The 20,588-nt window shown below is 63.1% G+C and carries 24 protein-coding genes; 16 read left to right on the forward strand and 8 right to left on the reverse strand.

Annotation, left to right across the window (positions count from 1 at the left end):
- Nucleotide 1: 1 nt before the first annotated feature.
- Genes KF733_10990 through KF733_11000 form a run of 3 tightly spaced genes read left to right on the forward strand, consistent with a single transcriptional unit; the run spans nt 2 to nt 2,951 of the window.
- Nucleotides 2–484, forward strand: a complete 483-nt coding sequence (locus KF733_10990) for a Rieske (2Fe-2S) protein (protein QYK55527.1) — start codon at nt 2–4, stop codon at nt 482–484.
- On the forward strand, nt 485–1,555 hold the full coding sequence (locus tag KF733_10995; protein ID QYK55528.1) for a cytochrome bc complex cytochrome b subunit: 1,071 nt from the start codon (nt 485–487) through the stop codon (nt 1,553–1,555).
- Between the two features lie 13 nt (nt 1,556–1,568).
- Nucleotides 1,569–2,951, forward strand: coding sequence for a cytochrome ubiquinol oxidase subunit I (locus KF733_11000; protein ID QYK55529.1), 1,383 nt, complete (start codon nt 1,569–1,571; stop codon nt 2,949–2,951).
- Between the two features lie 60 nt (nt 2,952–3,011).
- On the opposite strand, the gene KF733_11005 is transcribed toward KF733_11000, so the two are convergent.
- From KF733_11005 to KF733_11020, 4 genes are all read right to left on the reverse strand, one after another.
- Nucleotides 3,012–3,383, reverse strand: coding sequence for a DUF4440 domain-containing protein (locus tag KF733_11005; protein ID QYK55530.1), 372 nt, complete (start codon nt 3,381–3,383; stop codon nt 3,012–3,014).
- A 166-nt stretch (nt 3,384–3,549) separates the two neighbouring features.
- On the reverse strand, nt 3,550–4,389 hold the full coding sequence (locus KF733_11010; GenBank protein ID QYK55531.1) for an alpha/beta hydrolase: 840 nt from the start codon (nt 4,387–4,389) through the stop codon (nt 3,550–3,552).
- Nucleotides 4,390–4,438: 49 nt separating this feature from the next.
- Nucleotides 4,439–4,930 (reverse strand): SRPBCC family protein, encoded by a 492-nt coding sequence (locus KF733_11015; protein ID QYK55532.1) that lies wholly within the window; start codon nt 4,928–4,930, stop codon nt 4,439–4,441.
- Nucleotides 4,927–5,259 carry a helix-turn-helix transcriptional regulator gene (locus KF733_11020; GenBank protein QYK55533.1) on the reverse strand — a complete coding sequence of 111 codons (333 nt, stop codon included), beginning with the start codon at nt 5,257–5,259 and terminating at the stop codon, nt 4,927–4,929. The genes KF733_11015 and KF733_11020 overlap by 4 nt, the downstream gene beginning before the upstream one ends.
- A gap of 412 nt (nt 5,260–5,671) precedes the next feature.
- On the opposite strand from KF733_11020, the gene KF733_11025 reads away from it, so the two are divergent.
- On the forward strand, nt 5,672–6,802 hold the full coding sequence (locus KF733_11025) for a hypothetical protein (protein QYK55534.1): 1,131 nt from the start codon (nt 5,672–5,674) through the stop codon (nt 6,800–6,802).
- Between the two features lie 111 nt (nt 6,803–6,913).
- Here KF733_11025 and KF733_11030 read toward each other — a convergent pair whose 3' ends face one another.
- Nucleotides 6,914–7,438: a DinB family protein gene (locus KF733_11030; GenBank protein QYK55535.1), complete on the reverse strand. Its 525-nt coding sequence runs from the start codon at nt 7,436–7,438 to the stop codon at nt 6,914–6,916.
- A 396-nt stretch (nt 7,439–7,834) separates the two neighbouring features.
- Between KF733_11030 and KF733_11035 the strand changes: the two genes are divergently transcribed.
- The 3 genes from KF733_11035 (at nt 7,835) to KF733_11045 (ending at nt 9,980) form a co-directional block, all read left to right on the forward strand.
- Nucleotides 7,835–8,575 (forward strand): PEP-CTERM sorting domain-containing protein, encoded by a 741-nt coding sequence (locus KF733_11035; protein QYK55536.1) that lies wholly within the window; start codon nt 7,835–7,837, stop codon nt 8,573–8,575.
- Between the two features lie 123 nt (nt 8,576–8,698).
- Nucleotides 8,699–9,196, forward strand: a complete 498-nt coding sequence (locus tag KF733_11040) for a DinB family protein (protein ID QYK55537.1) — start codon at nt 8,699–8,701, stop codon at nt 9,194–9,196.
- 199 nt (nt 9,197–9,395) lie between these two features.
- Complete coding sequence (locus KF733_11045) at nt 9,396–9,980, forward strand: hypothetical protein (GenBank protein ID QYK55538.1); 585 nt, start codon at nt 9,396–9,398, stop codon at nt 9,978–9,980.
- A gap of 73 nt (nt 9,981–10,053) precedes the next feature.
- Here KF733_11045 and KF733_11050 read toward each other — a convergent pair whose 3' ends face one another.
- Together KF733_11050 and KF733_11055 are read right to left on the reverse strand one after the other, a co-directional pair.
- Nucleotides 10,054–10,794 (reverse strand): SUMF1/EgtB/PvdO family nonheme iron enzyme, encoded by a 741-nt coding sequence (locus KF733_11050; GenBank protein ID QYK55539.1) that lies wholly within the window; start codon nt 10,792–10,794, stop codon nt 10,054–10,056.
- Between the two features lie 50 nt (nt 10,795–10,844).
- Nucleotides 10,845–11,579, reverse strand: a complete 735-nt coding sequence (locus KF733_11055; GenBank protein ID QYK55540.1) for a hypothetical protein — start codon at nt 11,577–11,579, stop codon at nt 10,845–10,847.
- Between the two features lie 118 nt (nt 11,580–11,697).
- On the opposite strand from KF733_11055, the gene gcvT reads away from it, so the two are divergent.
- Complete coding sequence (gene gcvT, locus KF733_11060; GenBank protein QYK55541.1) at nt 11,698–12,789, forward strand: glycine cleavage system aminomethyltransferase GcvT; 1,092 nt, start codon at nt 11,698–11,700, stop codon at nt 12,787–12,789.
- A gap of 119 nt (nt 12,790–12,908) precedes the next feature.
- A complete protein-coding gene (locus tag KF733_11065) occupies nt 12,909–13,217 on the forward strand; it encodes a hypothetical protein (GenBank protein QYK55542.1) in 309 nt (102 codons plus the stop codon).
- Between the two features lie 73 nt (nt 13,218–13,290).
- Here KF733_11065 and KF733_11070 read toward each other — a convergent pair whose 3' ends face one another.
- The gene (locus tag KF733_11070; GenBank protein QYK55543.1) at nt 13,291–14,010 is read right to left on the reverse strand and encodes an SDR family NAD(P)-dependent oxidoreductase; all 720 of its coding nucleotides are present in this window, start codon (nt 14,008–14,010) and stop codon (nt 13,291–13,293) included.
- Nucleotides 14,011–14,090: 80 nt separating this feature from the next.
- Here KF733_11070 and KF733_11075 point away from each other — a divergent pair, with 80 nt between their 5' ends.
- From KF733_11075 to upp, 7 genes are all read left to right on the forward strand, one after another.
- Nucleotides 14,091–14,759: a hypothetical protein gene (locus KF733_11075; GenBank protein QYK55544.1), complete on the forward strand. Its 669-nt coding sequence runs from the start codon at nt 14,091–14,093 to the stop codon at nt 14,757–14,759.
- A 27-nt stretch (nt 14,760–14,786) separates the two neighbouring features.
- A complete protein-coding gene (locus KF733_11080) occupies nt 14,787–15,275 on the forward strand; it encodes a DinB family protein (GenBank protein ID QYK55545.1) in 489 nt (162 codons plus the stop codon).
- 15 nt (nt 15,276–15,290) lie between these two features.
- Nucleotides 15,291–16,031 carry a hypothetical protein gene (locus KF733_11085; protein ID QYK57166.1) on the forward strand — a complete coding sequence of 247 codons (741 nt, stop codon included), beginning with the start codon at nt 15,291–15,293 and terminating at the stop codon, nt 16,029–16,031.
- Nucleotides 16,032–16,693: 662 nt separating this feature from the next.
- On the forward strand, nt 16,694–16,987 hold the full coding sequence (gene groES, locus KF733_11090; protein ID QYK55546.1) for a co-chaperone GroES: 294 nt from the start codon (nt 16,694–16,696) through the stop codon (nt 16,985–16,987).
- A 115-nt stretch (nt 16,988–17,102) separates the two neighbouring features.
- Nucleotides 17,103–17,453: a four helix bundle protein gene (locus tag KF733_11095; GenBank protein QYK55547.1), complete on the forward strand. Its 351-nt coding sequence runs from the start codon at nt 17,103–17,105 to the stop codon at nt 17,451–17,453.
- A 176-nt stretch (nt 17,454–17,629) separates the two neighbouring features.
- Nucleotides 17,630–19,261: a chaperonin GroEL gene (gene groL / locus KF733_11100; protein QYK55548.1), complete on the forward strand. Its 1,632-nt coding sequence runs from the start codon at nt 17,630–17,632 to the stop codon at nt 19,259–19,261.
- A gap of 704 nt (nt 19,262–19,965) precedes the next feature.
- Entirely contained in the window at nt 19,966–20,586 is a 621-nt protein-coding gene (upp, locus tag KF733_11105; GenBank protein ID QYK55549.1) for a uracil phosphoribosyltransferase, read from the forward strand.
- The last annotated feature ends 2 nt before the right edge of the window (nt 20,587–20,588 follow it).

The raw sequence follows: 20,588 nt of genomic DNA on the forward strand, positions 1-20,588 counted from the left end.
CATGACTAATCAAGACAGTCCAAACGTCGAGAACGATAGGGACGACGAGATGTCCCGCCGAGGCTTCGTGCGCGTCGCCGTCGTCGGGGTCTCTGTCGCCTACCTGGCCGCGCTCGGATACCCCATCTACCGCTACCTCTATTCGCCGGTCGAGAAGGCGCAGGCGATGGCGGCCGTCACCGAAATCTCCTTGGAGAAGGCCGACGAGCTCCCGAAGGGCTCCGCGATGATCTTTAAGTTCGGCGTGCGCCCCGCGCTGCTCATCCATCACGAGGACGACTCTTGGATCGCCTTGGACGCGGTCTGCACCCACATGGGCTGCACCGTGGCTTACCACCCCGAGACGCAGCAGATCAGGTGCGCCTGCCACGGCGGGGTCTACGACGCCAAGACGGGCCACAACGTCTCGGGCCCGCCGCCCCGGCCCCTCACCGCGTACAAGACCGACGTCCAATCCGGATTTGTCAAGGTGTCGAGGGTCTAAATGGCAAAGATCGGTTCCTACCTCGTCGACCGGCTCGGCCTGGAAGACGTCATCGCCCATGCGAAGAAGAAGACGGTTCCCCTCCACAACCAAACGGCTTGGTACTACTGGGGCGGGATCTCGCTCTTCTGCTTCCTGTTGCAGGCCGTCACCGGCGTCCTCTTAATGGTCTATTACCGCCCCGGCCCCGAGGCTTACGAATCGGTCCGGCAGCTGACTTACGAGATCCACTTCGGCTGGCTCATCCGGTCGATGCACGTTTGGGCGGCGAGCGCTTTCCTCCTCTCGGTGTTCATCCACATGTTCACCGTGTACTTCATGCGGGCGTACCGACGTCCGCGTGAGATCGGCTGGTGGTCCGGCATCCTGCTCTTGCTGCTCGGGCTCACGTTCGGGTTCAGCGGCTACCTCCTGCCGATGGACGACCTCGCGTTCTTCGCGACCAAGGTCGGCCTGGAAGTCCCCGCCTCGATCCCGCTCATCGGCCAGCCCATCGCGGACCTGCTGCGGGGGGGCCTCGAAGTCACGGAGTTCACCGTCCAGCGCTTTTTCGCCCTGCACGCCGTCGTCCTGCCGCTTCTTTACCTGCCGTTGCTCGGCGTCCACCTCTGGCTCGTCCAGAAGCATGGCAACGCCCTGCCGCCCAGCGAAGAGGAGAAGCCGGAATCGGAGCGGAAGTCCATGCCGTTCTTCCCGAACTTCCTTGCCAAGGACCTCGCCATGTGGCTCATCACGCTCAACGTGATCGCGCTGATGGCCGCCGCCTTCCCCTGGCAGCTCGGGCCGATGGCCGACCCCCTGGCTCCCGCCCCCGTCGGCATCAAACCGGAGTGGTTCTTCATGAGCCCTTACGCCGTGCTCAAGCTTCTCGGCAACCTCTTCCCCGGCATGGCCGGAGAGGCGATCGGGATGACCCTCTTCACTCTCGGCCTCGTGCTCTGGGCGCTCGTGCCGGTCTTCGACAACAAGCACGAGAACGGGACGCGCGGCCGCCAAGCCACGTACTTCGGCATCTTCGTCGTCGCCGTGCTCATCCTGACGACCATGTGGGGCTACCTGGGCCCGTTATAAGGCAGAACAAAACATGAACTATCCGTATTGGGAAGTGCCAGTCATAGGCGGGGCGTGGGTGATCGGCATCGTGTCGATCTACCACGTGCTCATCGCCTGGTTCGCGGTCGGCGGCGGGCTTTACCTGCCGCTGGCCGAAGCAAAGATCTATCGGGAAGGAAGGGAGGAATGGCTGCCCGTGCTGATCCGTCACTCGCGCCTTTTCCTCGTGACCACCGGCATCTTCGGGGCCATCTCCGGGGTCGGGATTTGGTTCTCGATCGGCTTGGTGCACCCCGAGGCGACCTCGACCCTCATCCATAACTTCGTCTTCGGTTGGGCGATCGAGTGGGTGTTCTTCGTCGTGGAGCTGGCGGCCGCCGCCGTTTACTACTACAGTTGGAACCGTATCCCACGGGCGCTCCACTTAAAGGTGGGGTACCTCTACGCGGCCTCCTCCTTCCTTACCCTCGTCATCATCAACGGCATCCTCTCCTTCATGCTCACGCCGGGCAGCGCGTGGCTCAAGGTCGCAGGAACCGGCACGGAAGCAAGCCAGTTCTGGATGGCCTTCTTCAACCCGACTTACTTCCCCTCCCTCTTCCTGCGGACGCTCGCCTGCCTGTCGCTGGCGGGGATCTATGCGCTCATCTCCTACTCCCGGGTCGAAGGGCCGGAGATCGAGAAGACCAAGGCGCGGATGGTCCAGTGGAGCGCCAAGTGGCTCATGCCGATGGTGCTGCTCCTGCCCCTCGGCCTCGTCTGGATGATGTTCTCGATGCAGCCGGACAGCCGCGAGATTCTCACACGCGGGCTCTCCACCATCGGGTCGGGCATGTTCACCCAGGTCACCCGCATCTCGATGCTCACCATCCTGACAACGGTCACGATCGCGGGCGTCGTCTATTTCTTCGCATTCAAGTATCCGCGCGACCTCACGAAGAGCCACGCTATCGCCCTGCTGGGGCTCGCCGCCGTCGCGACCGCATCCACCGAGTACGCGCGAGAAACGGTCCGCAAACCCTACGTCATCCACGGGTTCATGTATTCGAACGGGGTCCGCACGACCGAAGTCCAAAAATTGGACACCGAGGGCTACCTAGCCCACTCGATCTGGACCACGAAGGAGATGGAACCTGTCCAGCTCGGCCAGGCGATGTTCCGCGGGCAGTGCATGTCGTGCCACACGACAAACGGCTACCGCTCGATGACAAAGCTCCTGCAAGGGCGCGACATCCAAGCCATCCGCCAACTCTTAGACATGCTGCACGAACCTCCAAAGGATTCGCCCTATCCCAAATACATGCCGCCTCTCGTCGGCACCGCCGAAGAGCGGGAAAACCTCGCGCTCTACCTGGCTACGCTCAGCGAAAAGCGCGCTGCGGAACCAGCCAAGACCATAGCGCAAAAGGAATAGCCTTCACTCCTGGCAAGCATTGAGCCGCTGGATTCCCTCCAGCGGCCCTTTTTTCTTGACCTAACCGTTCGCCGAGCGGTGGAAATGGATGTGGCGCCAGCCCTCCGTGCACCGTTGCCAAACGCGCGTCTCCTCGTATTGCAGCGTCCCGGTCGCGTGCTGCACCAGGCGCGAATAGGCGATCACCGCGAGGTCGCCCGTAAGCCAGACCTTCGGAGAGCAAATGGTGGACTGCATGACCGGGCCCGTTTCTCGCAGATCGAAGTAAAAGCGGTGGAACGGGAGCCCTTCGACCAGTTGGCCGCGCGCCTCCGGCTCGAAGGCAGTCAGGCCCGGGTCGCAGAGGCGCTCGTAAGTCCGCCAATCCCCAGAGGCCACCGAGTCCAAAAGTTCCTGGGTCAGGGCAACGATCTCTTTCTGCTCGTCCGACACTCTCTGTTTGCAGATTACTCTAGTCAGCCTTGATGTTGAAGCTGGGCACTGAACGCCGACCCCTTCATCGAGAACGATGTCCAGCCCGTCAAGACGGTGGTGGAATTGGCCAAGGCCGACGAGCGCGTTCACGCACTGGTCTGAAACCCCAATCCGGCCCCGCCGCCTAGTCCTTGCCGAAGAGGAAGAGCAGGATGAGGTCGAAGCGGCGGGCCCAGGCCTCTTCGTTGTGCTCCGCGTTCGCGTCCTCGTAGTACACAAGGTCGCGGTTCTCGCGCCACCCCTTCGCCTTCAGCGCCTGGGCCAGGTCGCGCGCGTCGGTGACCGCTTCCCGCCCTTCCAGGGCCCCCATGTCCACCCAGATCCGGGTGTCCGGCTTCTTTTTGAGCTCAGCGACCCTCGTGAGCATCACCCGTCCGTCCCACCAGACCGAGGGGGAGACGACTGCGCCCTTGCCGAAGACCGCAGCCCGCGAAAGCAAGAGGTGCAGAGTCACGATGCCGCCGAACGAAGAGCCGCAGACCGCCGTGTCCTTCCGCCCCGTCTTGGTGCGGTACGTGCGGTCGATGAAAGGTTTCAGCTCGTCCACCAAGAAGTCGCCGTACTTGTCCGCCTTGCCGCCCATCTCCGCGGAGCCAGCCTTCGCGCGGGTGGGCAAGTACTCGTCCCCGCGCGCCATTCCCGCGTTGTCGACCCCGACGAGGATCACCGGCTCGATCCACCCGCTCCTGATCAAGGCTTCCGCCGCCTCGTCCGCGCGCCACTCCTTGTTCGGGATGTAGCTCGTCCGTCCGTCGAAGAGGTTTTGGCCGTCGTGCATATAGAGCACGGGGTACCGCGCGCTCGACGAGACATAACCTGGCGGCAGATAGACGCGCACCGTCCGCTCGTTGCCGAGCGACTTGGACGCGAAGCGCTCGTGGTACCGGATGTCGCCGGTCGTGCTCGCTTTACGCGCCGCCTCTTGCGGCGCGACGAGGAGGGTGAAAGCCAGGAGGGTGGTCATGCTTGCCACCCTCAGTATGCCCGGCGGCTGCGCCGCCGGGCGCGGCTGGTCAGACTCTCGCCGAGACCATCTCCACGAGCTGGTCGAGGGCCTTGCCCCAAACGTCGTAGAAGCCCATTCCCTCGTGCTGCTGCTTGTCCTGCGGGTTCCCGTGGATCACCGTCGCCGTGTACTTGCAGCCGCTGGGTACAGGTTCTAGCTCGATGAGGGCCGTAAAGACGAACCCTTGGTCAGGGACGCCCTTCGGCCGGTACCCCGGCTCGAGCGCTGACGTCCAGACCAGCCGCTGGTTCGGCACGACCTCGAGGTAACACCCGGTGCCGTCGAAGCTCTCCCCTTCCGGGCCCTCCATCAGGGTTCGGAACTTGCCGCCAGGCCGCAAATCGACGTCAACCTCGCTGGTCCGCCATGGGCGGGGCGTGAACCACTGCTTCAAGAGCTCGGGTTCCGTCCAGGCCGCCCACACCTTCTCGGGTGCGACGTCGATCACGCGCTCGAGCCTCAGGTCGAGTTCGGGGTTGAAAACATGTGCAGAGTTCATTGGTTCTTGGTCTCCTTTAGGAATGCGTCGAGGCGGTCGAGACGGGCCTCCCATTGGCGGCGGTGGGCCGCCAACCAGCCTTCGGCCTGCGCGATCGGCTGGGGCCGGAGCTGGAAGACCCGCGACCGCCCCCGCTTCTCCGATGCCACGAGCCCCGCCTGCTCCAGGACCTGGAGGTGCTGGAGGAAGGAAGGCAGCGCCATGTCGAACGGCTTGGCCAGTTCCGTCATGGCCGCCGAGCCAAGCGCCAGCCGCTCCAAGACTCCGCGCCGCGTCGGGTTCGCGAGAGCCTGGAACACGCTGTCGAAGTCGGCAACTTGGTTAGGCATCTGCCTAAGTATTGCTCAACAGAGGCTGGGTGGTCTGGGTCCTTGTCAAGTCGACTGCGGCCGATCGCGGACGCTCCCCCCAATTGTTTGCAATCATTGAACCTGGTACTAAACCGTAAATATTTTCCTGAAACTGTCAATCACCCATGCTTATCCTATAACTTATGTGCCATTCCTTGTCTTTATTAGTCAATAAATTCCTCGCAACTGCGCGCGCTCTCTGCACGCCGCCGGGCTGAACCGATTCAGCCTGAGGTTGTTGAACCGGTCGCAAACCAGCTGGCGGGGGCCCCAAATGCCAGGCAAAAGTACTTGAAAAACACCAAGAAGCATAGCTTTGCATGCCGTTCCGAAGATAGAATCAGAGCGCAGCGAAGGAGCTGACAAAATGACAAACCGCCTCAAATTCGCATTGTTCGCAGGGCTTGCAGCCCTCTCTGCCTTCGGCCAGGCTAACCTGTTGGCTAACGGCGACCTCGACGTGACCTATCAGCAGGAGATCCTGCCCGGGTTCTTCCTGCCGAAGCCGCACATCTGGCAGAACGTCGGCACGCAAAGCATCTCAGGCCCCTACGAGGACGAAATGTCCAGTGAGCCGTGGGCCGGCCCCGCGCCGACCCCTGAGACCACCAACGGTTTCGACGTCACCAACAACGACCCGAACGGTCTCGACTGGGGCGTCTTCTTCAAGCCCTTCACGGGCAACGTGGCCAACGGCACCGCCACCGGCCACCTCTTCCAGGACGTGCCCGGCACCGCGGGCACGGGCTACATGCTCACGGGTTGGGCGGGCGCCGAGGCGAACGCGACCATGCGGGACGCCGTCCTCGCCATCGACTTCCTCGATGCCAACCGAAACGTGATCGTCTCCAACGAGCGGTCTATCCTCGCCGACCTCTTCATTGAGAACGGGGAGCGGTTCAACTATAAGAAGTACTCGGTCTCCGCGACGGCCCCAGCCGGCACGGCTTTCGTCCGAGCCCGCATCTCCATGCTCGACGCCACCGCCAGCCCCAACGGCGGAGGCCAGGCCTTCGTCTGCGACGACTTCGACCTCACCGCCACGGGCAGCACCGCGACGATCATTCCGAGCGCCTTCCAGGTCCTCCTTGGCCGGACCGCAAGCGGCAACCTCGCGAGCCTCGCCAACGATGACAACAACGCCCTGCGCGTCTGCAAGTTCATCGTGCCGAACCAGGTCGTCGACCCGATCAACGTCGAAGTAAGCGGAGTCTCCACGATCGCGGCCCCGACCGAGTTCTCGCTCACCGCGAAGACCCGCATGGCCACGACCGGCTCGTTCCGCCAGAACCTGGAGCTCTTCAACTACTCGACCAACAACTGGGACGTCACGGACACCCGATCGGACGCCGTGAACACCACGTTCGCCACCCGCACCCTTGCTGGCACCGGCGTTCTCAGCCGCTACATCGGCCCGGGCAACGCCGTCAAGATGCGCTATCGCATCCGCCAGACCGGCCCCGCCGGCGTGCCGCTTTGGTGCCACGAGACCGAGTTCGTCAACTGGACCGTCAAGGGCTGACAAACCTTTAAGGTCTCGAACTCCCCGCTCCCGGCCGTGAAGGCCGGGAGCTTTTTCTTTGCGCCAAGGGGCAAGAAACCGGACCTGGTTCTCACCCTCCGCATGCATGAGTTAGCCCTGCTGCGCCTTCCAGAGGTCGTGGAGCATCAGGATCTGCCCGCCGTGGTAGCTCTCGTGCTGGATGACATGGCCCAGCACCCACCGCGGCGTTATGGTGAAGTCGTGCATGGGAATCCGCTCCTCCGGCCCGGGCCACTCCTTCACCGACTCCAGCGTCCTCGCCCGCAACCGGTCGTGCAACTCGTAGTACCAGCGCAGAGGCTGGCTCGGGGCGTCCGGCCACTGGTTGTTGTCGACGTCCGTCTCCGCACGCAAGAGGAGCCTGACTTCTTCGGGGTCTGCCTGCCGCCTCAAGACGAACTCTTCCAGCCAATAAATCTCGACGCTCGCCATGTGCAGGATGACCGCGCCCATGCTGTGCATGCCCGGCGCGATGCGCCACGTCATCGCCTCGGCCGGAAGGTCTTCGTGCCAAAGCTCCATCTTGCGCCAGTCGTTGGTGGCGTCCTGCAAGATGGCGCAGAGGAGCCCATAAGGCTCCCGATATCCGGGCAAAGGGGCGACGTCGCGGTCCACCACCAGATTATGCCCTGCCTCGCGAAACTCCCCAGTCGCCCGAATCCAGGTGGCCGTTAACGCCTAAATCTCTGAAGAGTTTTCCATTTGTGCACGAGAATCGAGGCCTCATATCGAGGGCCTCTACTAATTCATATAGACACCTTGTATATCATTTTGTAGCGTCGAGGTCGTGCCATAACTGTTATAGAGTCGCGATAATCGGGAGCTCCGACTTAACCGGTTCAGTAACCTGGGATTCTGGTAAATTTTCTGTGCCATCTTGTCACAAAAATGCCGGATTTGGACAATATAGCGGTGTCTTGCATAGCACAAGTACCGGATTATGGTTGCAACCAGTAACAATTCACTAAGTCGCAGGGTTACAATCAGATCTGCAGCGAAGGAGCTGACAACATGAAAATTAACAACAAACTTGCTTGGTTCGGAGGGGTCGTCGCACTTTCGGGTATCGCCCAGGCCAACCTCCTTTACAACGGCAACCTCGACCGCCGCTATCAGCAGGAGATCGTTCCTGGCTTCTTCCTTCCGAAGCCGGACGGTTGGGTCAACGAAGGCACGCGCACCGTCACGGGAGCGTTCGAGGACGAGTCCTCTAGCGAGCCGTGGGCCGGCCCCGCGCCGACTCCGGAAACCACCGACGGATTCGACGTCACGAACAACGTGGCGGACGGCGGCGACTGGGGCCTCTTCTTCAAGCCCTTCACCGGTAACACGGCCAACGGCGCCGTCACCGGCCACCTGTACCAGGACGTCGCGGCCGCGGCCGGTTCCGTCTACACCCTTAAGGGTTGGGCCGGCGCTGAAGCCAACGCCACCATGGAAGACGCCGTTCTCGCGCTCGACTTCCTCGATGCCAACAAGAACGTTCTCTCCAGCAGCGTCTACTCGATGCTCGCCGAGCTGAAGGTCGTCAACGGCTTTGCCTTCAACTATAAGGAGTACAGCGTCAGCGGCACCGCCCCGACGGACACCGCGTTCGTCCGCGCCCGCGTCTCGATGATCAACGGCGTTAATGCTTCGGGTGGCCAGGCGTTCGTCGTCGACGACTTCGACCTGGAAGTCGTGCCCGAGCCGGCCACCATGGTCGCCATGGGCGCCGGCCTGCTCGCCCTCGCGCGACGCCGCCGCAAGTAAGGTCGCGCGCTTTCACGCTCAATCGCCGGAGCCCTCGGTCCAAGGACCGGGGGCTCCCCATTTTGCGCCCTTGGTCGCCAGGACGTTGACACCGACGGATATTCTTGGTGTATATTTGTCTACGTGACGCCCACTGAAGCCCTCCTCGAATCTTGGACGCGCCAATCCAAGATCCTGGCCAACATCACCACCCTCCTCACGCCCGAGCTCCTGGAAGCCAAGCCCTCGGAAGACGGATGGACGGTGGCCTTCCACCTGGCCCATCTCCACTCGACGCGCCGCTACTGGCACATGAACGCGGCTGGGTTGGAGAAGCCCTACGGGCCAAGCCTCTATACCGTCACCGGGGACGAGTGGATCCCGTCGCACGACCTCGACGAGATTCGCGAAAGGCTCGCCGAAAGCGAGGGTCTGGTGCACGATTGGGTCGCCACGAAGATCATGGAAGGCGCCCAACAGGTCGGCAACTACGACCACCCCGTCCTCTATCTGCAGCACATGATTTGGCATGAAGGATGGCACTGCGGGCTCATCTTCCTTGCCCTGAGGTTGGCCGGCCACGAGCCGACAGAAGAATGGGAGTGTGAGAACGTCTGGGATCTCTGGCGGCTCCCTGATTAGCGCGCCCGCCGCGCATGTGACTGAATACAACTCCATTCGTTAACGGCTAATGAGTCCTTGTGATTAACGATTATCGAATAGAACGGTTTTGCTATTGGTAGTGTCCCGTAGCGAAAGTAGCCAACACTAGGGAGAAGTGCCCTGTAGCGTTCTTGAAGAGCGTATTCCTTAACTGCATATGACCGAAGTGAGGTTACGTATGAAGAAAGAAACACTTTCCAACACCTTAGCGTTTTGCGCTTTCACCCTGGCGGTCGCTCTGGCCCCGATGCAGTCCACTGCCCAAAGTGGCGACCCGACCTCGAACTCGCAGAACTCCCAGACTGCGATAAAGATCAAAACTGGCAGCTTTAGGCCCAATCCGAGCTCGATGACGGAAGGCTACTTCCAACCCATGCCGGACGATGAGAGCATGCGCGTCGCGGCACCGAGCCAGACCGGCGAAATGTCCGACATGGCCACGATCAGGGATCGCACCCAGGTCTACACAACCCGGACGATCAACGCGCTCCCATTTACTGAGGACGCGATAAGTGAGACGTCCTACGTGACGACCGCCATCATCGTCGATTCCCCGGAAACGGGATGGTGGACGAGCCCCGGGCCGACGAACCGCTCCACGTTCCACCCCGAATACGGTTGGCTCACGCTCGTGAACTATCCGTGGGGCAACGTGCTCTACACTTACGGCTATCAAGTCGTCAACTACCGATCCGCCACCGGCTACACGTGGACGGCTTACCCCGGGATCGCCGGTGTGGCTTACCCGGTCATCTACCGTTAAACCTTTCGGGAGATCCTTTGAGCAACCCAGCACGGATCGTGCGGGGTTGCTCTATTAATAACTGGACACGTCTTCAACCCTTTGCGTCCCGCGCGACTCGAAAACCTTGGTTGCTAAAGGAGGCACGGGGATTCACTCCACCGACGTCCACCGAGTTGAAGAAACTGCAAGAGTTCTTGCTGCACCACCAAGAACCGCCCCGAGCGTGGACGGTCGCCTTACTCTTATCGGTCGGCAACCGACCCGTGCAAAACTCGAAAACGTTGCCATAAACGTCGTAAAGGCCCCAAGGGTTTGCCTTGAAAGACCCCGCAGGAGCGGTCGTTACGTAACCGTCAGAGTTGTCGGCTTTTGTGTGGTCGCGGCCGTGCCAGATGTTCGCGTACTCCCCGATCTTCCCTACCTCGCCAAAGAAGTGGTCTCCGCTCGTTCCCGCGCGTGCGGCGGCCTCCCACTCTTCCAGGCTCGGCAGACGCACCTTAGCCCATTTGCAGTACGCGGTGGCATCGTTAAAGCTGATCGAAGTAACCGGATGCCGTCCCTTGCCCTCGATGCCGCCCCGGGTCACTCCATTAGGAAATCGCCACTGGGCCGTCTTGTCGCGAATCCAGCGGAACTCCGGCAAAGGCGGCTGGAACACCATCGCGTTGCCGAGCCGTTCCGCGTCGGTGACGTAGCCCGTCGCCTTGACAAAGGCCGCAAACTCGTCGTTTGTGGTCTCGAACTTAGCGATCTCGTAAGCCTTAAGCCGCACGACGCGCGCCGGGTTGTTTTGCTTTTCCCTACTGCCGACCCTGTACTGCCCTGCCGGCACCGTAACGAATTGTGGCGCTGAAAGAAACGCACAGGCGACTAACGCTAACATCAACGCTTCTTCGATTCGTAGAACCCGCGCGCAAGCCGCAAGATTTCCTGTTCTGTGGGCACCGTGTGCGGCATGAACGCTTGATAGCCGCTGTCGTCCCCATAAAGCGCAAGGTACGCCTCGCAATAGAAGAAGGGCTCGTACTCCGCCTTCCGCATTTGCAGCATCAGCAAAGTGAGGATGTCATGGTCCTTTCTGTCGCGCCGATATTCCGCAATGAGGTCCGGGATCAGTTCCCACGCGTTCAGGTAATCGATCGCGGCTTTAAAGTTCACGCCGACCCGTTGGCGCGCCCGGATGGTCTCGCGCAGAAGGCTGACGACCTTCGCGCGGTTCTTCGCCATGAAGTCCAACTGGCGCTGGCTCCACGTCGCTTCGTCCCCGAAGGCAGCCGGCGGGAACGGGAAGATCTTCTTGTCCTCATCCTGGATCGGCGGCATCGCGTCGCAGTTCTGCGAGAAATACTCGCCATGGAGCATGCAGAACGTGAACTTTTCATCGACGCTAAGGCTGTTGTAGACCTTGTCCGGCAGCATCAGGTCGTCGTTCTCGTTGCGCTTAAGCCTCGCGACGAGCGCCTTGATCTTCGCCACGTGGCGCAGGGGCTCGGTCAATTGCTTTCGGTATTCGTTGTACTGCCGGCTCGCGGAGCTCGGACGCACATAGGATCCCTCTTCCTGACAAATGGCGAGGGCGGAAAAGCCGAAGAGGGCAAGGGTGAAAACCGCTTTCATAGGTGACAATAGTCTTGACGTTCCGCCAGTCGAGATAAACCGCGAGCCAGGCGAAAATCCCGTCCGCCTAGTGCAAAAGCCGTGATGCCCATGCCGCTTCTCGTGCCAACATCCGACCATGACCGCGACGGAAACGGTAAAGACGACCCCCCTCCACGACGAGCATGTCGCCCTGGGCGGGCGCATGGTGGAGTTCGCTGGCTATTCCCTGCCCGTGCAGTACAAGGGCGTCATCGCCGAATCCAAGGCCGTGCGCGAGGGCGCCGGCATGTTCGACGTCAGCCACATGGCCCGGCTCGAGTTCCACGGCCCGCGCACGCTGGAGTTCCTCGAGTGGGCGACCACGAACGACGTCGCAAAGCTCACCGCCGGCCAGGGCCAATACTCCATGCTGCCAAACGCCCAGGGCGGCACTGTGGACGACATCATCCTTTACCGCCTCGGAGACGACCGCTTCAAGATGGTCGTGAACGCGGCCAACCACGGAAAGGACGTCGCCCACCTGCAGTCGCTCGACACAAGCGGCGTCGAAATGCGCGACTATACGAACGAGACCGCGATGATCGCCGTCCAAGGGCCGAGGGCCACCGAGATCGTCGCAGCGCTCGCCGGCCCGGACAAGGGGCGCGTCACCGAAGCCGCCTTTTTCGACGCTTTCGACTGCACGGTCGCGGGAGTGCCGTGCTTCGCTGCTCGCAGCGGCTATACGGGCGAGGACGGCTACGAGCTGCAATGCGCCGCCTCCGACGCGCCGCGCCTTTGGAAGGCGTTGCTGGAGGCCGGGGTCGAACCCTGCGGGCTCGGCTCGCGCGATACCCTCCGTGTGGAGGCTGGCTTGCCGCTCTACGGCCACGAGCTCTCGGACGACCTTTCGCCGATCGCGGCAGGCCTCGGCTGGGTGGTCTCGAAGACGAAGTCGTTCCTCGGCTCGGAGAAGATCCAGAACGCCCGCAAGGAGGGCACGCCCTCCAAGCTCCAAGGCGTGCGGCTCGAGGGCAAGCGCCTGCCCCAACCCGGCATGTCCGTGATGGTCGAAGGGCGCGAGGTGGGCAAAGTCTCGAGCGGAGTCTTTTCCCCGCTCCTGGATTGCGGCATCGCCTTCGCCTTCCTCGAACCAACTGTCGCCCTGGAGACGTCGTGCCATGTTGAGGTCCGCGGGACACTGGTGCCGGGCCAAGTGGTCAACAAGCGGTTCTTCAAGAGGGGCTGACCACTCAGAGAAGGGTCAAACGGCGCATCGAAAGGATGGTCATCTGGAACCGAAGGGAACATGGACTCGTTATGCAGGCTCCAAAGGGGACACAACCCTGCCGATAGGAGGCATAGGAAATGACGCAGCTACAAGACTGCCCGTTTGTAGAGATTGACGACCACTTTCCCGACGTGGTCTTCGTCTTGCGGCACCCGCCTAGCGGCAAATATGGGTGCTATTGCCACGAAGGCGTACACGGCCTTGCGTGCTTTTCGACCGAACTCGGAGCGTTTCGATTTGCGGAATGGATCGACCTGAGCGGCATGTCCTGCATGGAAGTGAGCTTCGACGAAGCCCGCGAGATCGCCAAGGACCGCCCCTTGCCGATCGTTTCAGTGATGCTGCTGGACAACCTCGCCAGCCCCGCCATCCACTTCGTCCGCTGAGCCAATTGTCCCCCTGACACCGAGCGGGGTGGGCTCGGCTCTTCCTAGCCAGCGGAAGCGTCGCGAGTCCGCCTTAGGCGAACGGGCTCTCCGCGTTCGTCACGACTAGCGGGTTCGCGAACTCCATGTTGCGGGGGGCGGCCAGCGCCTCCACCGCGACCTTCGCGACCTGTGCCGCCGTGAGCATGCGGGCCCTCTGCTCCGCCGACGCCAGATCGGACCAGATGTCCGTGTCGACCGAACCAGGGCAGAGCGAAAGCGCGCGGACCCCGAGCGGTTGGCCTTCCAGCTTCAGCACCTCGGTGAAACCGTTCAACCCGAACTTCGAGGCACTGTACGCGCTGCTCCCATGGAACCCCTGCGTCCCTGCGATGCTGCTCACATTCAGGACTTGGCCCCGGCTCGCCACCAGGTGCGGCCACGCCGCTCGGGTCACCAGGAAGGCGCCCGTAAGGTTGGTCTCCAGCACATCGCGCCAGGCCTGCGGCGACGTCTGGCCCAGGGGCGTCATGATGAGGCCGAGCCCGGCGTTGTTCACCACGAGGTCCAACCTGCCGCCCCAGGCCGCGACTTGCCCCACCCCGACCTCCACCGAGGCTTGGTCGCGTACGTCCATCGCCAGAGCCAGCCCCTCGGTCGCGAGAATCCTCACCGCCTGCTGAAGAGTCCCAAGGTTCCGCCCCGTGACCGCCACACGCGCGCCGCGGTCCGCAAGCGCCTGGGCGATCGCAAGGCCGATGCCCTTGCCCCCGCCCGTGACCAAGGCGACCTGCCCCTCAAAGAACCGCTCCATGGGGCAAGGAGTCTACCTACGCCCCTTTCTGAGAAAAACCCGCGCGGCCGGCACCGCGGACCGGGTACCAACCTCTCCCGATGGGTTCGAGTCTTGTGGCCCTTTGCGTCCTCTTGCAGCAAGCCGCCGCCCCGGCCCAAGAATTGCCCTACGCCCAGGAGATCGCCGGGTTCCAGCGGCTCGACCGCGAGTCCCCGCCCGCGAAGGGCCAGGTCCTCTTCATCGGGAGTTCGTCATTCACGCGCTGGACGACCGTGCAGGAAGCCTTCCCCGAGGTGCGCATTTTGAACCGGGCCTTCGGCGGTTCCACCTTGGTGGACGTGCTCGCCCGGTTGGACGACGTGGTCTTCCCCTATGAACCCCGCCAGGTCGTCGTCTATTGCGGCGAGAACGACTTCGCCTATGACCCCGAGGCGAGCGTTGCCACCGTCGTCGGCCGCGCCGAAGAACTCTTTCGCCGTGTCCGGACGCGCCTGCCCCAAGCCCGCTTCGCCTATGTCAGCATGAAGCCCAGCCCGAGTCGCTGGAACCTGGCGCCCAAGTACCGGGAGGCCAACCGGCAAATCCGCGGCTTCCTCGCCAAGCAGCGCGGCACCGACTTCGTCGACCTGTGGCCCGTGATGATCGGCAAGGACGGCCGGCCGAAGGCCGACCTCTTCACCGAGGACGAGCTCCACGTGAACGAGAAGGGCTATGCCCTTTGGATCCCGCTCATCAAGAAAGTGCTGGCGAAAGAGACCCGCAAGTAGCGGGGCCGGCGCGTCAGAATCCACACCATGGCAGTCGCCCCGGCCGTAATAGACTACGTCATCAACGGGATCGGTGGAACCCCGACCGTGCTCCGCTCCCTCCTCGGAACGATGCCGAACGACGATCCGCGCTGGGACGAGCGCCTCGACCCCGCCCGCTTCACCCTGCGGGAGGTGGTCGCCCACCTCGCCGATTGGGACGAGATCTACCTGCGGCGGGCCGAGCGGACCCTGACCGAGGACAAACCGACCTTGGAGAACATCGACGAGGGCACCCTCGCCGAAGAACGCGGCTACGCGCGCCAAGACGCCGTCGCAAACCTCAACCGCTTCGCAGAGAACCGTCTCAAACTCGTAGCGAAGCTGCGCGAGGTGAAGGCGGAGGAGTGGGGGCGCACCGCCCACCGCGAGTTCGTCGGAGACGTCACCCTCTTCGAGATCGCGGTCATGGTCCTCGGCCACGACGCCTACCACTTGCACCAGGCGGCGAGCCCGGCAGGACGCCCGACCGGATAAACGGACTTCCGGCGTATCAGGCCAGGCCCAAACCCGGACCAAGACGAAATCGGCGTTTACGACCCGCGCGTGCAAATCGTAGAAGACCGCGTCATCGTCACCCCCGCCGTGCTGACCCACCACGGTGACCGCGCCTATATCCTGGAGACCGAGGACTTCCTCAGCTTCCGCACGATCGATAAGTCGACCCCCGACAACCGCAACGTCGTCCTCTTCCCGGAGCGCATCGACGGCCTCTACTGGCGCCTGGAGCGGCCGTTCCCGATCTACTCGCGCGACTGGCAGGAGCGGTTCGACATCTGGGTCTCCTGCTCGCCGGACATGCGCCACTGGGGCCAGGCCGAGCCGCTGCTGTGCGTCGAAGACGTCCCCTTCTCGAACATGAAGCTCGGGGCCGGATCCGCACCGGTCCTGACTGAAGAAGGCTGGCTCGTGCTCTTCCACGCGGTGGACGAGGACGAGTCGCGCGGCAAGAACGGCTGGGAACCCGAATGGCTCCGGCGCTACACGATTGGGGGCATGCTCATCGATCCGGAAAACCTCTACCGAGTCCGCTCGGTGGCCAAGTCACCGCTGCTCGTGCCGGAGGCCAACTACGAGACCAAAGGCGGGTTTCGCAACGACGTCCTCTTTCCCGGTGCGCTCATCATCGAGGACGACGGTGCGGCAAAGGTGTACTACGGGGCGGCGGACACGGTCGAGTGCCTCGCCGAGTCCACCCTGGCCGAGCTTGTGGACTACTGCCTCGGGCGCTAGCCGGGCAACGGTCGAGCGTCCAAAGGGGCAGGGCCCTTACGATTGTCTCGATCGCGCTCGCGCTCTCCGTGCTCTGCCCCGACAATACGCAGTACCCCGACTTGCCGCTGATCGTCGAAAAGGTCTATGCCGGCAAGCGGTACGTCATCGAAGGAACCCTTTACTTCGGCTTCGACGATGGGCACAACTTTGTGACGGTCGGGGTCGCTCCCACCCGGAAGCTCTTGGCTGACCGGCGAGACTCTGAGAGGTTGCTCGACTCGGAGGTTGGGGGACGCCAGACCGGGCCTACTCCATTTCTGCCCGAGCCACGCCGGCCGGCAGGGCTGCCCGAACCCCTACACCGCAATTGGGGCGACTACACGGTCTGGGCCTCGACGACGCTGACGCGCGCCGCCTATGATCCGATCGCCCCGAAAGCCGAGCAGCGCCGAACTGGAAGGCGTAATCGACGCGACGATCGCATGGCTCGAGCGCACAAATGGCGCTTGCCTTTTAGGCCTCCACGGCTCGCCCCAGGGACTGGATTAGCACTCCAGTCCCAAGACTGCTAGACAGGCGCGGACGGCGACGCCATAATTGTTAGCAGTCGGAGCCGAGGAGTGCTAACTCCGGGGCCCGCTTCAGGCGGCCGCAAGGCCGCCGCTGCAAGGAGAAAGACTATGCCGAACATCAAACCGCTTGGTGACAAGGTCGTCGTGGAGCTGATCGAAGCCGAGGAGAAGACCTCCGGCGGGATCATCCTTCCCGACTCCGCGAAGAAGAAGCCCACCGAAGGCCGCGTCATCGCCGTCGGCACCGGCCGCACCCTGGACAACGGCGAACGCAACACGCTCACCGTCAAGGAAGGCGACCGCGTGCTCTTCAGCAAGTACGGCGGAAACGAGGTCACGCTCGAGGGTCAGGACTACACGATCCTCGACGAAGACCAGATTTACGCGATCGTCAACAACTGAGTTGGCAGTTGGCAGTTGGCAGTTGGCAGTTGGCAGTTAGGGGTTAGCAGTTAGGGGTTAGCAGTTGGGGACGGAGAAGTTCAGGTACGAAAAGCTCGAGATCTGGCAGTTAGCCATGTCTCTCGTTGAAGCCGTCTATCGCGTCACCGCAACCTTTCCGCCGGCCGAGTTGTACGGCCTGACGGTGCAGATGCGTCGCGCTGCCGTGTCGGTGCCCTCGAACATTGCCGAAGGCTACGGGCGGCAGTCTCAAGCAGCATTCTCAAACCACGTCCGGATCGCGCGCGGCTCGCTGTACGAGTTGAGGACGCTCCTAGAGGCCGCCCGGCGGCTCTCGACGATTGACGATGAGGAGACGGACAGCCTCCAAGCCGAGATGGTGCTGCTAAGTAAAAAGCTCGACGCCTTCCTTAAGAGTCTGGAGAACGTCGTCGTGCGGGAAGAGACCGCTGCCTACAACAGCTAACTAACCGCCAACCGCCAACCACCAACCGCCAACCGCCAACCACCAACCACTAACCGCCAACCACCAACCACTAACCGCCAACCACCAACCGCCAACCACCAACCGCCAACCGCCAACCGCTAACAGTTAACCGCGAACCACTAACCGCTAACCGCTAACAGCCAACAAGAACGAACATGCCAGCCAAAACCCTTATCTTCGAAGAAAACGCCCGACGCGCCCTTGAGCGCGGGGTCAACAAAGTCGCCGACGCCGTCAAGGTCACCCTTGGCCCGAAAGGACGCAACGTCGTCCTCGACAAGAAGTGGGGCAGCCCCACCATCACCAAGGACGGCGTCACCGTCGCCAAGGAGATTGAGCTCGAGGATCCCTATGAGAATATGGGCGCCCAGCTCTGCAAGGAGGTCGCCAGCAAGACCAACGACGTCGCCGGTGACGGCACGACGACCGCCACCGTGCTCGCCCAGGCCATCGTGACCGAGGGCCTGCGCTACGTCGCCGCGGGCGGCAACCCGATCGCCGTCAAGCGCGGCATCGACCAGGCCGTCGCCGCCGTCGTCGAGCACATCAAGTCCATGTCCGTCGATGTGAAGGACAAGGAGCAGGTCCAGTTCGTCGCCACCATTGCCGGCAACGACCCCGAGATCGGCCAGCAGGTCGCTGACGCGATGGACAAGGTCGGCAAGGACGGCGTCATCACGGTCGAGGAGTCCAAGGGCCGCGAGACCATGGTCGAGATCGTCGAAGGCATGCAGTTCGACCGCGGCTACATCTCGCCCTACTTCGTCACCGACCCCGAGCGCATGGAGGCCGTCCTCGAGAACCCGATCGTCCTCATCCACGAGAAGAAGGTCAGCAGTGCGCAGGATCTCCTGCCGTTCCTCGAAAAGGCCGCCCAGGCCCGCCGTCCGGTCCTCATCATCGCCGAGGACGTCGAGGCCGACGCCCTCGCCACCGTGGTCCTCAACAAGATCCGCGGCGTGCTCCAGATCGCGGCCGTTAAGGCTCCCGGCTTCGGCGACCGCCGCAAGGCCATGCTCGAGGACATCGCCACCCTCACCGCCGGCCAGTTCGTCAGTGAGGACCTCGGCACCAAGCTCGAGAACGTCACCCTCGATATGTGCGGCACCGCCAAGAAGATCGTGATCACCAAGGAGGACACCACGATCATCGAGGGCGCCGGCACCAAGGACGCCGTCATGGGCCGCATCAACCAGATCAAGGCCCAGATCGAGAACACCGACAGCAACTACGACCGCGAAAAGCTCCAGGAGCGCCTGGCCAAGCTCAGCGGCGGCGTCGCGGTGATCAAGGTCGGCGCCAGCACCGAGACCGAGCTCAAGGAGAAGAAGCACCGCTACGAGGACGCCCTTTCGGCCACCCGCGCGGCGGTCGAGGAAGGCATCGTCCCGGGCGGCGGCGTGACGCTGCTCCGAGCGCAGACTGCGCTCGACAACCTCAACGCCGAGGGCGATGAGAAGACGGGCGTCATGATCGTCCGCCGCGCCCTCGAAGCCCCGCTCCGCACCATCGCCGAGAACGGCGGCTGGGAAGGCAGCGTCATCGTCGAGAAGGTGCGCGCCGAGCAAGGCGGCAAGGGCTTCGACGCCGCCAAGGGCGAGATCACGGACATGATGGCCGCCGGCATCGTCGACCCGGCCAAGGTCACGCGGTCCACCATCGCCAACGCCGCCTCGATCGCCGGCCTCGTGCTGACGACCGAAGCCCTCGTTGTCGAGAAGCCCGAGAAGAAGAAAGCCCCCGCCGGCGCCCCCGGCATGGGCGGCATGGACGACATGGACTTCTAAAGTCCGAACGCTTCCCTCTCCCCTCCGGGGGAGAGGGTCGGTGAGTCTTATGCCTCGGCACGCCCCGTGCCGAGGCTGTCCTCAGCCAGCGCGAGCGATTTGCATGCCTCAGCCCACACCTAGGAGGCCGCGGCAAGAAAAAAGAGCCCCCGTCACTCCCTGTTGTCTCGTTTATGCCTCGGCACGCCCCGTGCCGAGGCTGTCCTCAGCCAGCGCGAGCGATTTGCATGCCTCAGCCCACACCTAGGAGGCCGCGGCAAGAAAAAAGAGCCCCCGTCACTCCCTGTTGTCTCCGTGCTTCAATCGTGCCGGAAACGTGCGCCATCTGTGCTGCAAACCCCGGTGTGCAGCACGTTTGCAGCACGTGTGCAGCACAGATGCAGCACAGGGAGACCCTTTCATTTCATTCATGCCTCGGCACGCCCCGTGCCGAGGCTGTCCTCAGCCAGCGCAGGCGACCTGCGTGACGGGGCATGAGAAAAGCCAGGAAATTGTGTAGCATTTTCATGCCTCGGCACGCCCCGTGCCGAAGCTGTCCTCAGCCAGCGCAGGCGACCTGCGTGACGGGGCATGAGAAAAGCCAGGAAATTGTGTAGCATTCTTCATGCCTCGGCACGCCCCGTGCCGAGGCTGTCCTCAGCCAGCGCAGGCGACCTGCGTGACGGGGCATGAGAAAAGCCAGGAAATTGTGTAGCATCGCGCTGATGCCCGTCCACGTCGTCGACCACCCCCTCGCCCAGCACTTGCTCACCGGGCTGCGCGACAAGCGCACCGAACCGGCGACTTTTCGGAGGTACGCGTGGGTCCTCTCGACGCTCGTCATACTCGAGGCGACCCGCGGGGTCCCGCTGCAAGGGCATCCCGTGGAGACGCCCCTCGAAACGGCCGAGGGGGCGTCATTGAAGGTGGGCCTGGCGGTCGTGCCGGTCCTTCGGGCGGGGCTCTCCATGCTGGAGTCGGCGCTTGAGATCTTCCCGGACGTCGCGGTGGGCTACATCGGGCTCGAGCGCTCCCACGAGACGGCGGTCGCGCACAGCTACTATGTGAAGCTGCCGAGGCTCGCGGACCGGTACACCTTGCTCGTGGACCCGATGCTGGCTACCGGCGGCTCGGCCTCGCAGGCGATCGCGTTGCTGAAGGCGAACGGGGCGCGGTCGGTGGCGATGGCGGCGATCGTCTCCGCGCCGGAAGGGGTCGCGCGGTTGGCCGCGGACCACCCGGACGTCGACGTCTTCACGGCCGCGATAGACCGCGAACTAGACCATCGCAAGTACATCCTCCCCGGCCTGGGCGACTACGGCGACCGGCTCTACGGGACTTCCTAGCT

It is taken from the genome of Fimbriimonadaceae bacterium (assembly GCA_019454125.1).
Taxonomy (GTDB): domain Bacteria; phylum Armatimonadota; class Fimbriimonadia; order Fimbriimonadales; family Fimbriimonadaceae; genus JALHNM01.

Excerpts from the sequence above, each read along its gene's own strand:
- KF733_11000 (QYK55529.1), top strand. The coding sequence starts at position 1,569 with ATGAACTATCCGTATTGGGAAGTGCCAGTCATAGGCGGGGCGTGGGTG.
- KF733_11035 (QYK55536.1), top strand. The coding sequence starts at position 7,835 with ATGAAAATTAACAACAAACTTGCTTGGTTCGGAGGGGTCGTCGCACTT.
- KF733_11095 (QYK55547.1), top strand. The coding sequence starts at position 17,103 with ATGTCTCTCGTTGAAGCCGTCTATCGCGTCACCGCAACCTTTCCGCCG.
- KF733_11075 (QYK55544.1), top strand. The coding sequence starts at position 14,091 with ATGGGTTCGAGTCTTGTGGCCCTTTGCGTCCTCTTGCAGCAAGCCGCC.
- KF733_11070 (QYK55543.1), bottom strand. The coding sequence starts at position 14,010 with ATGGAGCGGTTCTTTGAGGGGCAGGTCGCCTTGGTCACGGGCGGGGGC.
- gcvT (QYK55541.1), top strand. The coding sequence starts at position 11,698 with ATGACCGCGACGGAAACGGTAAAGACGACCCCCCTCCACGACGAGCAT.
- groL (QYK55548.1), top strand. The coding sequence starts at position 17,630 with ATGCCAGCCAAAACCCTTATCTTCGAAGAAAACGCCCGACGCGCCCTT.
- groES (QYK55546.1), top strand. The coding sequence starts at position 16,694 with ATGCCGAACATCAAACCGCTTGGTGACAAGGTCGTCGTGGAGCTGATC.
- KF733_10990 (QYK55527.1), top strand. The coding sequence starts at position 2 with ATGACTAATCAAGACAGTCCAAACGTCGAGAACGATAGGGACGACGAG.
- upp (QYK55549.1), top strand. The coding sequence starts at position 19,966 with ATGCCCGTCCACGTCGTCGACCACCCCCTCGCCCAGCACTTGCTCACC.
- KF733_11055 (QYK55540.1), bottom strand. The coding sequence starts at position 11,579 with ATGAAAGCGGTTTTCACCCTTGCCCTCTTCGGCTTTTCCGCCCTCGCC.
- KF733_11080 (QYK55545.1), top strand. The coding sequence starts at position 14,787 with ATGGCAGTCGCCCCGGCCGTAATAGACTACGTCATCAACGGGATCGGT.
- KF733_11020 (QYK55533.1), bottom strand. The coding sequence starts at position 5,259 with ATGCCTAACCAAGTTGCCGACTTCGACAGCGTGTTCCAGGCTCTCGCG.
- KF733_11010 (QYK55531.1), bottom strand. The coding sequence starts at position 4,389 with ATGACCACCCTCCTGGCTTTCACCCTCCTCGTCGCGCCGCAAGAGGCG.
- KF733_11045 (QYK55538.1), top strand. The coding sequence starts at position 9,396 with ATGAAGAAAGAAACACTTTCCAACACCTTAGCGTTTTGCGCTTTCACC.
- KF733_10995 (QYK55528.1), top strand. The coding sequence starts at position 485 with ATGGCAAAGATCGGTTCCTACCTCGTCGACCGGCTCGGCCTGGAAGAC.
- KF733_11015 (QYK55532.1), bottom strand. The coding sequence starts at position 4,930 with ATGAACTCTGCACATGTTTTCAACCCCGAACTCGACCTGAGGCTCGAG.
- KF733_11065 (QYK55542.1), top strand. The coding sequence starts at position 12,909 with ATGACGCAGCTACAAGACTGCCCGTTTGTAGAGATTGACGACCACTTT.